13 protein-coding genes and 1 tRNA gene are annotated in these 14,466 nt (G+C 69.9%); 3 read left to right on the top strand and 11 right to left on the bottom strand.

The features are described from left to right. Nucleotides 1-51 precede the first annotated feature (51 nt). Together ACF08B_RS04700 and ACF08B_RS04695 are read right to left on the bottom strand one after the other, a co-directional pair. Nucleotides 52-729, bottom strand: a complete 678-nt coding sequence (locus ACF08B_RS04700) for a TetR family transcriptional regulator (protein ID WP_392316079.1) — start codon at nucleotides 727-729, stop codon at nucleotides 52-54. Beyond that, on the bottom strand, nucleotides 726-1,733 hold the full coding sequence (locus ACF08B_RS04695) for an acyl-CoA desaturase (RefSeq protein WP_392316078.1): 1,008 nt from the start codon (nucleotides 1,731-1,733) through the stop codon (nucleotides 726-728). The genes ACF08B_RS04700 and ACF08B_RS04695 overlap by 4 nt, the downstream gene beginning before the upstream one ends. Nucleotides 1,734-2,044: 311 nt before the next feature. On the opposite strand from ACF08B_RS04695, the gene ppc reads away from it, so the two are divergent. Next, nucleotides 2,045-4,777: a phosphoenolpyruvate carboxylase gene (gene ppc / locus ACF08B_RS04690; protein ID WP_392316077.1), complete on the top strand. Its 2,733-nt coding sequence runs from the start codon at nucleotides 2,045-2,047 to the stop codon at nucleotides 4,775-4,777. Nucleotides 4,778-4,842: 65 nt separating this feature from the next. Here the strand turns inward: ppc and ACF08B_RS04685 are convergent, their stop codons facing one another. From ACF08B_RS04685 to ACF08B_RS04655, 7 genes are all read right to left on the bottom strand, one after another. Next, nucleotides 4,843-5,355, bottom strand: coding sequence for a hypothetical protein (locus ACF08B_RS04685; RefSeq protein ID WP_392316675.1), 513 nt, complete (start codon nucleotides 5,353-5,355; stop codon nucleotides 4,843-4,845). A 90-nt stretch (nucleotides 5,356-5,445) separates the two neighbouring features. Next, nucleotides 5,446-6,048: an aminoacyl-tRNA hydrolase gene (gene pth / locus ACF08B_RS04680; protein ID WP_392316076.1), complete on the bottom strand. Its 603-nt coding sequence runs from the start codon at nucleotides 6,046-6,048 to the stop codon at nucleotides 5,446-5,448. Between the two features lie 84 nt (nucleotides 6,049-6,132). After that, nucleotides 6,133-6,732: a 50S ribosomal protein L25/general stress protein Ctc gene (locus ACF08B_RS04675; RefSeq protein ID WP_392316075.1), complete on the bottom strand. Its 600-nt coding sequence runs from the start codon at nucleotides 6,730-6,732 to the stop codon at nucleotides 6,133-6,135. Between the two features lie 219 nt (nucleotides 6,733-6,951). Continuing rightward, nucleotides 6,952-7,932, bottom strand: coding sequence for a ribose-phosphate diphosphokinase (locus ACF08B_RS04670; RefSeq protein WP_392316074.1), 981 nt, complete (start codon nucleotides 7,930-7,932; stop codon nucleotides 6,952-6,954). Between the two features lie 151 nt (nucleotides 7,933-8,083). After that, entirely contained in the window at nucleotides 8,084-9,532 is a 1,449-nt protein-coding gene (glmU, locus tag ACF08B_RS04665) for a bifunctional UDP-N-acetylglucosamine diphosphorylase/glucosamine-1-phosphate N-acetyltransferase GlmU (protein ID WP_392316073.1), read from the bottom strand. A 122-nt stretch (nucleotides 9,533-9,654) separates the two neighbouring features. Continuing rightward, nucleotides 9,655-9,725, bottom strand: a tRNA-Gln gene (locus tag ACF08B_RS04660). 6 nt (nucleotides 9,726-9,731) lie between these two features. Next, nucleotides 9,732-10,604, bottom strand: a complete 873-nt coding sequence (locus tag ACF08B_RS04655) for a helix-turn-helix domain-containing protein (RefSeq protein ID WP_392316072.1) — start codon at nucleotides 10,602-10,604, stop codon at nucleotides 9,732-9,734. Between the two features lie 166 nt (nucleotides 10,605-10,770). Between ACF08B_RS04655 and ACF08B_RS04650 the strand changes: the two genes are divergently transcribed. Further along, the gene (locus ACF08B_RS04650) at nucleotides 10,771-12,081 is read left to right on the top strand and encodes a sensor histidine kinase (RefSeq protein WP_392316071.1); all 1,311 of its coding nucleotides are present in this window, start codon (nucleotides 10,771-10,773) and stop codon (nucleotides 12,079-12,081) included. A 33-nt stretch (nucleotides 12,082-12,114) separates the two neighbouring features. On the opposite strand, the gene ACF08B_RS04645 is transcribed toward ACF08B_RS04650, so the two are convergent. Both ACF08B_RS04645 and ACF08B_RS04640 read right to left on the bottom strand, forming a co-directional pair. Next, on the bottom strand, nucleotides 12,115-12,606 hold the full coding sequence (locus ACF08B_RS04645) for an SUKH-3 domain-containing protein (protein ID WP_392316070.1): 492 nt from the start codon (nucleotides 12,604-12,606) through the stop codon (nucleotides 12,115-12,117). 61 nt (nucleotides 12,607-12,667) lie between these two features. Continuing rightward, nucleotides 12,668-13,183 (bottom strand): YwqJ-related putative deaminase, encoded by a 516-nt coding sequence (locus ACF08B_RS04640; protein WP_392316069.1) that lies wholly within the window; start codon nucleotides 13,181-13,183, stop codon nucleotides 12,668-12,670. A gap of 262 nt (nucleotides 13,184-13,445) precedes the next feature. Between ACF08B_RS04640 and ACF08B_RS04635 the strand changes: the two genes are divergently transcribed. Beyond that, a complete protein-coding gene (locus tag ACF08B_RS04635; protein WP_392316068.1) occupies nucleotides 13,446-14,456 on the top strand; it encodes an SMI1/KNR4 family protein in 1,011 nt (336 codons plus the stop codon). The last annotated feature ends 10 nt before the right edge of the window (nucleotides 14,457-14,466 follow it).

Below are 14,466 nucleotides of genomic sequence, written 5' to 3'. Positions count from 1 at the left end.
CGACAAACAGCCCCGCCGACGGCCGGCCCGGCTACGGCCGGTCCCGCCGGCTCACGCCTTGCGGTGGCCTATCAGCCGCGGCTTCTGCTCCAGCCCGTCGAGCCCGTGCCACGCCAGGTTCACCAGATGCGCCGCCACCTCCGCCTTCTTCGGGCGGCGCACGTCCAGCCACCACTGGCCGGTCAGCGCGACCATGCCGACCAGCGCCTGGGCGTAGAGCGGGGCCAGCTTCGAATCGAAGCCGCGGGACTTGAACTCGCGCCCGAGAATGTCCTCCACCTGCGTGGCGATGTCGGAGATCAGCGAGGCGAACGACCCCGTCGACTGCGGGATGGGGGAGTCACGGACCAGGATCCGGAAGCCGTCCGTGTACTCCTCGATGTAGTCCAGCAACGCGAACGCGGCCTGCTCGCACAGCTCGCGGGGATGCCCCGCCGTCAGCGAGCCGGTCACCATGTCCAGCAGCCGCCGCATCTCACGGTCGACCACCACCGCGTACAGGCCCTCCTTGCCGCCGAAGTGCTCGTACACCACCGGCTTCGACACCCCGGCCTTCGCCGCGATCTCCTCCACCGAGGTGCCCTCGAAACCCTTCGCCGCGAAGAGCGTGCGACCGATCTCCAGCAGCTGCTGGCGGCGCTCCGCACCGGTCATACGGGTCCGGCGAGTCCGCCGCTGCTTGTCATTGCCGGAATTGCTGCTGGAATCGGTCGCCACGGCTTCCATCATGCCGCCTCGGCCGCCTCCTTCCGGCGCCCGGAGCCGTCTTCCCCGATGTTGCGACGCGAATCGATACGCGAGCGTGACGGCCAGCGCACGTCGTACGCCCAGCCGAGACGCTCGAAGATCCGGATGAACCGCGCCGACGAATCGATCTGCCCGCGCATCACCCCGTGCCGGGCCGACGTCGGGTCCGCGTGGTGCAGGTTGTGCCAGGACTCCCCGCACGACAGCACCGCCAGCCACCACACGTTGCCCGAACGGTCACGCGACTTGAACGGCCGCTTGCCCACCGCGTGACAGATCGAGTTGATCGACCACGTCACATGGTGCAGCAGGGCCACCCGCACGAGTGAACCCCAGAAGAACCCGGTGAACGCGCCCCACCAGGACATCGTCACCAGACCACCGATCAGCGGCGGCAGCGCCAGCGACACGACCGTCCACAGCACGAACTGGCGGGAGATCGCCCGGATCGCCCCGTCCTTGATCAGATCCGGGGCGTACTTGTCCTGCGGCGTCTGCTCCTCGTCGAACATCCAGCCGATGTGCGCCCACCACAGGCCCTTCATCAACGCCGGCAGCGTCTCCCCGAACCGCCACGGCGAATGCGGGTCGCCCTCGGCGTCGGAGAACTTGTGGTGTCTGCGATGGTCGGCCACCCAGCGCACCAGGGGGCCTTCGACGGCCATCGACCCCATGATCGCCAACGCGATCCTGAGCGGCCGCTTGGCCTTGAACGAACCGTGCGTGAAGTACCGGTGGAAACCGATCGTGATGCCGTGGCACCCCAGGAAGTAGAAGAAGACCAGCAGGCCCAGATCGAGCCAGCTCACCCCCCAGCCCCAGGCCAGCGGCACGGCCGCCACGAGTGCCACGAACGGCACGACGATGAACAGGAGCAGCGTGATCTGTTCGATCGAACGCTTCTGCTCGCCGCCCAGGGTGGCGGAGGAGGTGGAGGTGTCGTTGGCCTCACGGGCTTCGTCGATCACATCGGAACTTGAGGTCATGCGCGTCCCCTGTGGGGTCGAGGGTCGGGGGATGAGGCGGAAGCCGGGCCGCCGGGACCGGGCGGGACTCGACGGTACTTCCCTACGGCTCCGTAACCTACGGCGTCGTAAGTATGGCAGCGTGTCGTACGGCGGCAAGAGCCCCACGGCCTGCGCCTCCGCACGGCCACCTATCCTTGGTCTCGGTCGGACAGCGCGGTCCGCTGAAGTTTCTTCCCGGACGCTCCGGCCCGTAAGCGGCGCCCGCCGCCGCGTGGCTGACGCTCGGGTTCCCTCCCAGACGAGCTTCAACACTGCAAGGAGCCGCACCTGTGAGCAGTGCCGACGACCAGACCACCACGGCCGGCAGCGAGCTGCGCGCCGACATCCGCCGCCTGGGCGACCTCCTGGGCGAGACCCTCGTCCGGCAGGAAGGCCCCGAGCTCCTCGAACTGGTCGAGAAGGTCCGCCGCCTCACCCGCGAGGACGGCGAGGCCGCCGCCGAGCTGCTGCGCGGCACCGAACTGGAGACCGCGGCCAAGCTGGTCCGCGCCTTCTCCACCTACTTCCACCTCGCCAACATCACCGAGCAGGTGCACCGAGGCCGCGAACTGCGCGCCCGGCGCGCCGTCGAGGGCGGCCTCCTCGCCCGCACCGCCGACCGGCTCAAGGACGCCGACCCCGAACACCTCGCGCAGACCGTCCAGCACCTGAACGTCCGCCCCGTGTTCACCGCACACCCCACCGAGGCCGCGCGCCGGTCGGTCCTCAACAAGCTCCGGCGCATCGCAGCCCTCCTGGACACCCCCGTCCTCGACTCCGACCGCCGCCGCCAGGACGTCCGCCTCGCCGAGAACATCGACCTCGTCTGGCAGACCGACGAGCTGCGCGTCGTACGGCCGGAACCCGCCGACGAGGCCCGCAACGCCATCTACTACCTCGACGAACTCCACGCCGACGCCGTCGGCGACGTCCTCGAGGACCTCACCGCCGAACTCGAACGCGTCGGCGTCAAGCTCCCCGACGACACCCGGCCGCTCACCTTCGGCACCTGGATCGGCGGCGACCGCGACGGCAACCCCAACGTCACCCCCCAGGTCACCTGGGACGTCCTCATCCTCCAGCACGAACACGGCATCAACGACGCCCTGGAGATGGTCGACGAACTGCGCGGCCTGCTCTCCAACTCCATCCGCTACGCCGGCGCCACCGAGGAACTCCTCACCTCCCTGCACACCGACCTCGAACAACTGCCCGAGATCAGCCCCCGCTACAAGCGACTCAACGCCGAGGAGCCCTACCGGCTCAAGGCCACCTGCATCCGGCAGAAGCTCGAGAACACCAAGCAGCGCCTCGCCAACGGCACCCCCCACACCGAAGGCCGCGACTACCTCGGCACCGGCGAACTCCTCAGCGACCTGCGGATCATCCAGACCTCCCTGCGCGAGCACCGCGGCGGCCTCTTCGCGGACGGCCGCCTCGGCCGCACCATCCGCACCCTCGCCGCCTTCGGCCTCCAGCTCGCCACCATGGACGTCCGCGAACACGCCGACGCCCACCACCACGCCCTCGGCCAGCTCTTCGACCGCCTCGGCGAGGAATCCTGGCGCTACGCCGACATGCCCCGCGACTACCGGGCCCGGCTCCTCGCCAAGGAACTGCGCTCCCGGCGCCCCCTCGGCCCCACCCCGGCACCCGTCGACGCCGCCGGCGCCAAGACCCTCGGCGTCTTCGAGACCGTCAAGAAGGCCCTCAGCGTCTTCGGCCCCGAAGTCATCGAGTCCTACATCATCAGCATGTGCCAGGGCGCCGACGACGTCTTCGCCGCCGCCGTCCTCGCCCGCGAGGCCGGCCTCCTCGACCTCCACGCCGGCTGGGCGAAGATCGGCATCGTCCCCCTCCTCGAGACCACCGACGAGCTCAAGGCCGCCGACACCATCCTCGAGGACATGCTCTCCGACCCGTCCTACCGGCGCCTGGTCGCGCTGCGCGGCGACGTCCAGGAGGTCATGCTCGGCTACTCCGACTCCTCCAAGTTCGGCGGCATCACCACCAGCCAGTGGGAGATCCACCGCGCCCAGCGCCGGCTGCGCGACGTCGCCCACCGCTACGGCGTACGCCTGCGCCTCTTCCACGGCCGCGGCGGCACCGTCGGCCGCGGCGGCGGCCCCTCCCACGACGCCATCCTCGCCCAGCCCTGGGGCACCCTGGAGGGCGAGATCAAGGTCACCGAACAGGGCGAGGTCATCTCCGACAAGTACCTCATCCCCTCCCTCGCCCGGGAGAACCTGGAACTGACCGTCGCCGCCACCCTGCAGGCCTCCGCCCTGCACACCGCGCCCCGCCAGTCCGACGAGGCCCTCGCCCGCTGGGACGCCGCCATGGACGTCGTCTCCGACGCCGCCCACGCCGCCTACCGCCGCCTGGTCGAGGACCCCGACCTGCCGACGTACTTCCTCGCCTCCACGCCCGTCGACCAGCTCGCCGAGCTGCACCTGGGCTCGCGGCCCTCCCGCCGCCCCGGCTCGGGCGTCTCGCTCGACGGTCTGCGCGCCATCCCGTGGGTGTTCGGCTGGACCCAGTCCCGGCAGATCGTGCCCGGCTGGTTCGGCGTCGGCTCCGGCCTCAAGGCGCTGCGGGAAACCGGGCTGGACACCGTGCTCGGCGAGATGCACGAACAGTGGCACTTCTTCCGGAACTTCATCTCCAACGTCGAGATGACCCTCGCGAAGACCGACCTGCGCATCGCGCAGCACTACGTCGACACCCTCGTCCCCGACGAGCTCAAGCACGTCTTCGACACCATCCGCGCCGAACACGAGCTGACCGTCCGCGAGGTCCTGCGCATCACCGGCGAGACCCGCCTCCTCGACGCCCAGCCCGACCTCAGGCAGACCTTCACCGTCCGCGACGCCTACCTCGACCCGATCTCCTACCTCCAGGTCGCCCTGCTCAAGCGCCAGCGCGACGAGGCCGCGGCGGGCGCCGACCCCGACCCGCTGCTCTCCCGCGCCCTGCTCCTCACCGTCAACGGCGTGGCCGCCGGCCTGCGCAACACCGGCTGACACCCGCCCCCGCACACGACGGTGCCCCCGAGGTCCACGACCCCGGGGGCACCCTCACCTCCACGTCACCGCACGGCCACGAAGGCCACCGTCAGCAGACCCGCACCCGACAACGCCAGCCCCCACGCCACCCGCGTCAGCCGCAGACCCCCCGCGACCACCACCGAGGCCAGCAGCAACGCCCCGCCGAGCGGCACCCAGGCGTACAGAATCCCCGCCGGACCCGAACGCAGCGCGTCCGCCGTACCCGGCTTCAGCACCACGTCGTACGTCCGCCCCTTGCGCACCGCCACCGACTGCGCGATCACCACCCGCGCCCGCGCCCGCGCACCCTCCGACACCGGCCGGAACGGCCCGGAACAGCCGTCACCCGCACAGGACGTCACCTCGACCGTGCCGCGCTCACGCCCCTTGGTCAGCATCACGTGCTGCGCGGTCCCCCAGGAACCCCACACCCCGGCGAACAGGATCAGCGCGGCGACCGCACCCGTCGCCGCGACCCGCCCGAACCGCAACGCGGACACGGACGCCCGGCGGGCGCGGGCGTTACTGGCTGAGGCAGGCATGGCCGGGATCATTGGCCATACCCGCACGGCCGGTCAACTCCGCCGGGAGGCAAGGACGGACAAGTCCGCAGTTGTACGGCACACCGGCCGGCACCCGCGCAGTCAGGAGTTGTACGCGCCCTGCGCCCGCTCCAGCCCCTCCGCCAGCAGACACTCCACCGCGTCCGCCGCACGGTCCACGAACCAGTCCAGCTCCTTGCGCTCCGCCGACGAGAAGTCCTTCAGCACGAAGTCCGCCACCTGCATACGCCCCGGCGGCCGCCCGATCCCGCACCGCACCCGGTGGTAGTCCGGACCCATCGCCTTCGTCATCGACTTCAGACCGTTGTGCCCGTTGTCCCCGCCGCCCAGCTTCAGCCGCAGCGTGCCGTAGTCGATGTCCAGCTCGTCATGGACCGCCACCACGTTCGCCTGCGGCACCTTGTAGAAGTCCCGCAGCGCGTTCACCGGACCACCGGACAGGTTCATGTACGACATCGGCTTCGCCAGCACCACCCGGCGGCTCGCCGGACCCGCCGGACCGATCCGCCCTTCCAGCACCTGCGCCTGCGCCTTGCCCGCACGCTTGAACTTCCCGCCGATCCGCTCCGCGAGCAGGTCGGCCACCATGAAACCGACGTTGTGCCGGTTCATGGCGTACTCCGGACCGGGGTTACCGAGCCCGACGATGAGCCAGGGGCCACTGGCGGGGGTGGTCACGTCCATGCCTCCTTGATACGCGCCAGCCGCCGCTCCCCGCGAGGGAAGCGGCGGCTGAACAGCAAACTACCGTCGACCGTCGGCCGGCGATCAGGCCTCGGCGACCTCTTCGCCCTCGGCAGCCGCCTCCTCGCCCTCGGTCTCCTCGACCTGGGCCTGCAGCACCTGGAGGACGACCGCGTCCTCGTCGACGGCCAGGGTCACACCGCTGGGCAGCGTGATGTCCTTGGCGTGGACGGAGGCACCGGCCTCCAGGCCCTCGACGGAGACCGTGACGGCCTCGGGGATGTGGGTGGCCTCGGCGTCGACCGGCAGGGCGACCAGGACGTGCTCGAGCAGGTTGCCACCGGGGGCCAGCTCGCCCTCGGCGTGCACCGGGACCTCGACCGTGACCTTCTCGCCGCGCTTGACCAGCAGCAGGTCGACGTGCTCCAGGAAGCCCTTCAGCGGGTCGCGCTGCACGGACTTCGGGATCGCCAGCTCGTTGCTCTTGCCGTCGATGTCCAGGGAGATCAGGACGTTCGGGGTACGCAGCGCGAGCAGCAGCTCGTGGCCCGGGAGGGTCAGGTGCAGCGGGTCGGAACCGTGGCCGTACAGGACACCCGGGACCTTGTTCTCACGGCGGATGCGGCGCGCGGCACCCTTGCCGAACTCGGTGCGGGTCTCGGCGGCGAGCTTGACCTCGGACATGTGGATCACTCCTCGTAGAACTCGGATGCGGACGTGGTCACCCGGCCACGAACGGCCTGCTACGAAGAGCGCGTCGATAACGGACCGCCGCATCCCGTCCATGACGGAAAACGGCCTCCCTCGCCGAGCAACTCCAGCAGTTTACCCGGCGGGGGAGGCCGCACCAAAAGGATCTTCAGCCGGACCGGCCGGCCGACGCGCAGAAGGTCTGCAGAAACCTCACTGCTCGTCGAAGAGGCTGGTCACCGAGCCGTCCTCGAACACCTCACGCACCGCACTCGCGATCGTCGGAGCGATCGACAGCACCGTGATCTTGTCCAGATCCCGGCCCAGCTCCGCCGGCGTCGGCAGCGTGTTCGTGAACACGAACTCACTCACCCGCGAGTTCTTCAGCCGGTCCGCCGCCGGACCCGACAGCACACCGTGCGTCGCCGTCACGATGACATCCTCCGCACCGTGCGCGAACAGCGCGTCCGCGGCCGCACAGATCGTCCCACCCGTGTCGATCATGTCGTCGACGAGGACGCACACCCGGCCCTTGACCTCACCCACGACCTCGTGGACGGTCACCTGGTTCGCCACATCCTTGTCACGCCGCTTGTGCACGATCGCCAGCGGCGCGCCGAGCCGGTCGCACCACCGGTCCGCCACCCGCACACGCCCCGCGTCCGGCGACACGACCGTCAGCTTCTCCCGGTCCACCTTCCGCCCCACGTAGTCCGCCAGCAGCGGCAGCGCGAACAGGTGGTCCACCGGACCGTCGAAGAAGCCCTGGATCTGATCCGTGTGCAGATCCACCGTGAGAATCCGGTCCGCACCCGCGGTCTTCATCAGATCCGCGATCAGACGCGCCGAGATCGGTTCACGACCACGGTGCTTCTTGTCCTGCCGCGCGTAACCGTAGAACGGCACGATCACCGTGATGGAACGAGCCGACGCACGCTTCAACGCGTCGATCATGATCAACTGCTCCATGATCCACTTGTTGATCGGAGCCGTGTGGCTCTGGATCAGAAAGCAGTCCGCACCACGCGCCGACTCCTGATACCGCACATAGATCTCACCGTTGGCGAAGTCGAAGGCCTTCGTCGGGACAACCCCGACACCCAGCTGCTGGGCGACCTCCTCGGCAAGCTCGGGGTGGGCGCGGCCGGAGAAGAACATCATCTTCTTCTCGCCGGTCGTCTTGATCCCGGTCACAGCACTGTCTCCTCAGAGGTTGTCTCAACCAGCCGACCGCCGACCTCTCGGCTGGGCGCGAGAGGCCGAATCAGCTGGTAAGGGTGCGGGGGTGCACTCGTGCGGATGTGCACTTATCACGGTACGCCGTGTTTGACGCAACCGTTTCCGGTCAGTCCTCGTCACCGCCCTGCCGGGACACCGCCTCGGCCGCCTTCGCCGCCGCGCTCCCCGGACGCTTCCGAGCCACCCAGCCCTCGATATTCCGCTGCTGACCACGGGCCACGGCCAGCGAACCCGGCGGCACATCCTTCGTGATCACCGAACCGGCAGCGGTGTACGCGCCGTCCCCGACCGTGACAGGAGCCACAAACATGTTGTCCGAACCCGTCCGGCAGTGCGACCCGATCGTGGTGTGGTGCTTGTCCTGACCGTCATAGTTCACGAACACACTCGCCGCACCGATGTTCGTGTGCTCACCGATCGTCGCGTCCCCCACGTACGACAGATGCGGAACCTTCGTCCCCTCGCCGATCCGCGCGTTCTTCGTCTCGACGTACGTACCGATCTTGCCCTTCGCGCCCAGACGCGTACCCGGACGCAGATACGCGTACGGCCCCACGCTCGCCCCCGCGCCCACCACGGCACCCTCGGACACCGTGTTGTCCACCCGCGCCCCCGCGCCCACCTTCGTGTCCTTCAGCCGGCTGTTCGGACCGACCTCCGCACCCTCGGCCACATGCGTCGACCCGGTCAGCAGCGTGTTCGGATGCACCACGGAGTCCTGCCCGAACGTGACCGTCACATCCAGCCACGTCGACGCCGGATCCACCACCGTCACACCGTCCAGCATCGCCCGGGTCAGCAGCCGGTCGTTCAGGATCCGCCGCGCCTCGGCGAGCTGCACCCGGTTGTTGATCCCCGCGATCTCCCGGTGGTCACCAGCCACCGACGCCCCGACCCGGTGCCCGGCCTCCCGCAGGATCCCCAGCACGTCCGTCAGGTACTCCTCGCCCTGGCTGTTGTTCGTCCGCACCTTCTTCAGCGCGTCCGCCAGCAGCTGCCCGTCGAACGCGAACACACCGCTGTTGATCTCCCGGATCGCCCGCTGCGCGTCGGTCGCGTCCTTGTGCTCCACGATCGCCGTCACGGCACCCGTGGCCTCGTCCCGCACGATCCGGCCGTAACCGGTCGCGTCCGGCACCTCGGCGGTCAGCACGGTCACCGCGTTGCCGTCCGCGTGATGAGTACCGGCGAGCGCCTGCAGCGTCTCCGCGGTGAGCAGCGGGGTGTCACCGCACACGACGACCACGGTCCCGTCGACCGCCCCGCCCAGCTCCTCCAGGCCCATCCGCACCGCATGCCCGGTGCCGTTCTGCGTCGCCTGCACGGCCGTGCGCACGTCCGGGTCGATACCGGTCAGGTGCTCGGTTACCTGCTCGCGGGCGTGGCCCACGACGACGACCAGGGCCTGCGGGTCCAACTCGCGGGAGGCGGCGAGGACATGGCCGACCAGGGATCGGCCGCAGAGCTGATGGAGGACCTTGGGTGTGGCGGACTTCATACGGGTGCCCTCACCCGCTGCGAGAACGACGACGGCTGCCGGGCGGATGGCGCTCACGGGGTTGCCCTTCGGCTCTGGATGGGTGGGGGTGACAGCCGCAGGATACCGGGGCGGGGTTTGGGGGGTACGAGTGCGGGCCCTGACCGGTGTTGCCGGTGAGGACCCGAACTGAGCATGCGCTCCCGGGGGAGGACTCGAACCCCCATGATCAGAACCAAAATCTGACGTCTTGCCCTTAGACGACCCGGGATTACCGCTATGTCCGATTTGGGAGATCGGCCGCGGTGGCAGCCCCTACTATGCCGCACCACCAGCCTTCGATGCGACGATACAGCTCGGCTCCTTGCAGGACGCTGATCACGAGGCATCCCCGGTAGCTCTCGCCCACGTTCTTGCGCACGGTCTTCGGGTTGTGCTTCTTGAGGGTGGTGGGCTGAAATGTGGATGCGTCGACGTCGGCGAGGTTCGCCCAGTGGCGCACGGCTCCGTCGGGGTCACCGGTTTCGTGGATCATGACGCGGAAGCGGAGGCGTTCGCGCCCTACCCCGAGGAGGTCCAGCCAGGCGAGGTAGACCTTGATCACGCCAGGGTCGCTGTTGACGAACTGCACGTTCTCGCGCCGCGCGTATGGCTTGTCCTTGGAGCCCTCCGCCCAGTAGAGGGCCACTCCCGTCACGAAGAGCTCGCGGTCGGTCATGGCGCCGATCTCGTTCGTGGCGGCGGCTTTCGTCGCCCGGCGCTTCTCGTCCCGTACCGCCAGTTCGTGCTCCCAGCGCTTCCTGGCGGCCAGCTTCGCCTGTTTTGTGGGGTCGCGCCTCTCCGGCTTGGGGAGATCCCGCACCCACAACGAGATCGAACTCTTGGAGCACCCCAACTCCGCTTGGATCCGGTCGTAGGTCCAGCCCTGGAGGCGGAGTTCCCGGGCTCGGGCTCGCAGGTCGTCCTTGGCCCTCGGGCGCTTGGTCCACTCCGGCGGGGGTTCGCCCTTCACGAGCCGGTTGAGGACGTCGTTGTTGAAGATCTTCAGTTCGTCCCGGATTTGCCGGAGGCTGTGGCCGGCGCGGCGGAGGGCGACGGCCCGCTCGCGCAGGGCGTCGAGGTCGGCGTATGTGCCGGGTGAATGTGCCATGTGCATACCGTCCGGCCGGAATGCGTCCTTCCGGCGTCGAACGTGAAGGGTTCAGCAGTTCGAGGGATTCCGGTGGGTTTCGAGGTCGTTCGACTACGGAGTGTGGTGTGTGGAGGTAGGTGAAACTCACCGGAAAAGCCGCACCCGTCGCCCGTAGGCTGGACGCATGACCACGACGGGGGAAGAGCATGCCAGGGGCCGGACCGGCCCCTGGTGGTGGGCGAGGTGGCGCAGCGCGGTGCTCGACGGGAGTCTCGCGCTGGTGTCCGCCGTGGAGTGCGGTGCGGAGGGAATCCCGTTCGCCCGGGACGCGGGTGTCCCGCTGTCCGCGGGGATCGTGTTCGGGCTGATCGCCGGTTCGGTGCTGCTGGTGCGGCGGAAGTGGCCGATCGCCGTCGTGCTGGTGGCGATCGCGATCACGCCGGCCCAGATGGGTTTCCTGATGGGCATCGTGGGTCTGTACACGCTGGCGGCGTGCGAGCTGCCGCGGCGGGTCATCGCTGCGCTGGCGGGGATGTCGTTGCTGGGCACGATGATCGTGACGTTCGTGCGGGTGCGGCAGGACATGGCGCGGGGTGATCTGACGCTCGGTGACTGGTTCGTGCCGTTCGCTGCGGTCACGACGTCGCTGGGGCTGACGGCTCCGCCGGTGCTGCTGGGTCTGTACGTGGGGGCGCGGCGCCGGCTGATGGAGAGCCTGCGGGAGCGGGCGGATTCGCTGGAGCGGGAGCTGCAGCTGCTCGCGGAGCGGGCGGAGGAGCGGGCCGAGTGGGCGCGTGGCGAGGAGCGGACGCGGATCGCGCGGGAGATGCATGACGTCGTCGCGCACCGGGTGAGTCTGATGGTGGTGCACGCGGCGGCGTTGCAGGCGGTGGCGCGGAAGGATCCGGAGAAGGCGGTGCGCAACGCGTCGCTGGTGGGGGACATGGGCCGGCAGGCGTTGACCGAGTTGCGGGAGATGCTCGGGGTGCTGCGGGCCGGTGGGGACGAGGGTCGGCGTGTCGCCGTGGTGCCGTCGGTGGCGGTGGGGGAGGCGGCCGTGGTGGTTGCGCGGCTGGTGGAGGCGGAGGGTGCGGCGGAGGGGCCGTGTCTGTCGGAGCTGGAGGAGCTGATCGGGCAGTCGGCGGCCGCGGGGATGGTCGTGGAGCTGTCGGTGGAGGGGGAGGTGCGGTCGTATGCGGCGGAGCTGGAGCAGACGGCGTACCGGGTGGTGCAGGAGGCGTTGACGAACGTCCACAAGCATGCGGCGGGTGCGAAGACGCGGGTGCGGCTGGCGCATCGGGTGGCGGAGCTGGCGATGCAGGTGGAGAACGAGCCGCCGCCGGAGGCCGCTTCGGCGTCGGCGGCGGGGCTGCCGTCGGGTGGGAACGGTCTGGTGGGGATGCGGGAGCGGGTCGTCGGGCTGGGTGGTGTGTTCGTGTCGGGGCCGACGGAGGCGGGGGGGTTCCGGGTGTCGGCGGTGATTCCGGCGGTGTAGTTCCCTCGGGTCGTTCCTCCCGGGGTGCGGGGGTCAGCCGGCGGTGAGGCGGGCGGGTCCGATGCCGGTGACGAGCATGGACAGGGCGTGGTCGATGTCGGGGCCGACGTACCAGTCGCCGGTGTGGTCGAGGGTGTAGACGCGGCCTTCGGCGTCGATGGCGAGGACGGCGGCGGTGTCGGTCTCCTCGCCGAGGGGGCTGAGTTCGGTGCCGAGGGCGCGGCCGAGGTCGCCGAGGGTGCGGGCGTGGTGGAGGCCGTGGAGGGGGTCGAGGTGGAGGGTGGCGGGGGCGATCTGGCGGCCGGGTCCGTTGGGGGTGATGGTGAGGCCGCCGAATTCGGCCCAGGCTTCGACGGCCGCGGGGAAGACGGTGTGCCGGTGTCCTGCGGGTGAGGTGTGTTCGCGGAGGGTGTCGGCCCAGATCTCGGCTTGTTTTATGTCCCAGCGTCCGGGTTGCCAGCCGGCGGCGCGCAGGGCGGCGTCGACGGGTACGGGGAAGCGGGTGGTGGTGCGGTCGGGGTGCATCTGCCCTTCGTTCGTCGTGCCGGCGGGGTGGTGCGGGTGTTGCCTGTGGGGACGGGTGTGGTCAGCCGTCGGTTGCCGTGGGGTCGACGACGCGGACGCCGAAGTGGGCGCTGAGGGCGGTGCAGGCGCGGCAGGGGGTGGCGAAGCTGCCGTGGAGGGGGTCGCCGTCCTCGCGTATGCGGCGGGTGGTGAGTTTGGCGTGTTTGAGGGCTCTGCGGGCTTCGCCGTTGGTCATGGGTTTGCGGGCGGCGCGTCTGCTGCGGGTGGCGTCGGCGGCGGTGAGGTGCCGGGAGATGAGGATGGTTTCGGCGCAGCGGCCGGTGAAGCGGTCGCGTTGGGCGCTGGTGAGGGTGTCGAGGAAGTCCTGGACGAGGGGGTGCAGGGCGGGGGGTTCCTCGCCGCGGGCGGCGGTGCCGGTGAGGGTGGCGCCGCGGACGGAGAGGGCTGCGGCGACGGTGGGCAGGATGCCGTCGCGGCGGTGGCGGAGTGCGGGTGCGGGGGGTGTTTCGGTGCCGCTCCAGTCGATGCGGGGGTCGCCGGCCCGTACGTCGGTGCCTCCGGTCTGCAAGGTGCTCATGCTCGTTCTCCCCTCCCCGGGTGTCCCCCGAAGGACACAGGGTGCCAAATGCCGTGGCTGGTGCGGAAGCTGGGGCGGTGCGACACGCCCGGGGCTGTTCTGGTGGTGACGGTGCGGTGATGGCTGGTCACGGAAGCGGAGGGGTGGTGTCCGCCGGGATGAGGTGGGCCGGTGACCGGGGTTCGTGTACCGCATAGGCTGTCGCCGTCCGCGATCGACACCGCCGTTCAGGCCAGAGAGAACGCCGCAGGGGGCAACCGCCATGACGACAGGTCGGCTCGGGCAGCGAGCCGCGCCGCCGAACGCGGCCTATGCCGGGCAGGTCGTGCATTTCCCGGATCCGGTTCGGGCGGCACGTCACCCGAGAGGGGTACGGGTCGATGAGCGGGGTTACCCGGATCTTTCGCCGTACGCGCGTGTGGCGGCGGAGATCGCGGAGCCTCCGGAGGGTTTCGGGGTCGACGAGTTGCGGCTGACGGACTATGTGTCGGCGAACGCGGCTCTGGCGGCGTCGGGTCACGAGTTGTGGGACACGGTGCCGGATGTGGCGACGCCGCACGGCTGGACGTGGCATCACGTGGCGGGCTCGCGGCGGCTGGAGCTGGTTCCGGTGGAGGTGAAGGCGTTGCTGCGGCACCACGGTGGGGTGGCGACGTCGGGGGTGGACCATGCCAAGCGGGGGACGCGGCCGTTGCAGGAGACGCGTCCGGCGCATTTCGGGCTGCCGAAGTCGGGTGTGGCGGTGACGGAGGCGCAGGTGCAGGGGGTCGAGGAGGATCTCGGGTACCGGCTTCCGGGTGCGTACCGTTCGTTCTTGAAGGCGGCGGGTGGTTGTGCGCCGGTGGGTGCGGCGCTCGATGCCGAGCTGGGGTTGCTGCTGGACCAGCCGTTCTTCACAGTGCGGGACGAGGCCGCGGTCAATGACCTGGTGTATGTCAACAAGTGTCTGCGTGACCATCTGACGAAGGATTATCTGGGGGTCACGTTCGTGCAGGGTGGTCTGCTCGCGGTGAAGGTGCGTGGTGAGCGGGCGGGTTCGGTGTGGTTCTGCGCGTACGACGATGTGCGGGACGTGGATCCGTCGTGGTCGCCGGCGGAGCGGGTGGAGCGTCTGCTGCTGCCGTGCGGTGAGGACTTCGATGCCTTCCTGTCGCGGCTGGCGGGGGATCCGCCGGAGTTGGAGACGGTGGCCGATCTGATGGTGGACGGCGGGTTCGCCCGTGTCGTTCCGGTGTCCTCCGGCGCGGCGTCTTCCGGTCCGGTGGGGGAGTGAGCTGCGGGCG

It is taken from the genome of Streptomyces sp. NPDC015139 (assembly GCF_043079785.1).
Lineage (GTDB): Bacteria > Actinomycetota > Actinomycetes > Streptomycetales > Streptomycetaceae > Streptomyces > Streptomyces albidocamelliae.
This window is presented reverse-complemented; position numbering and strand designations above follow the sequence as displayed.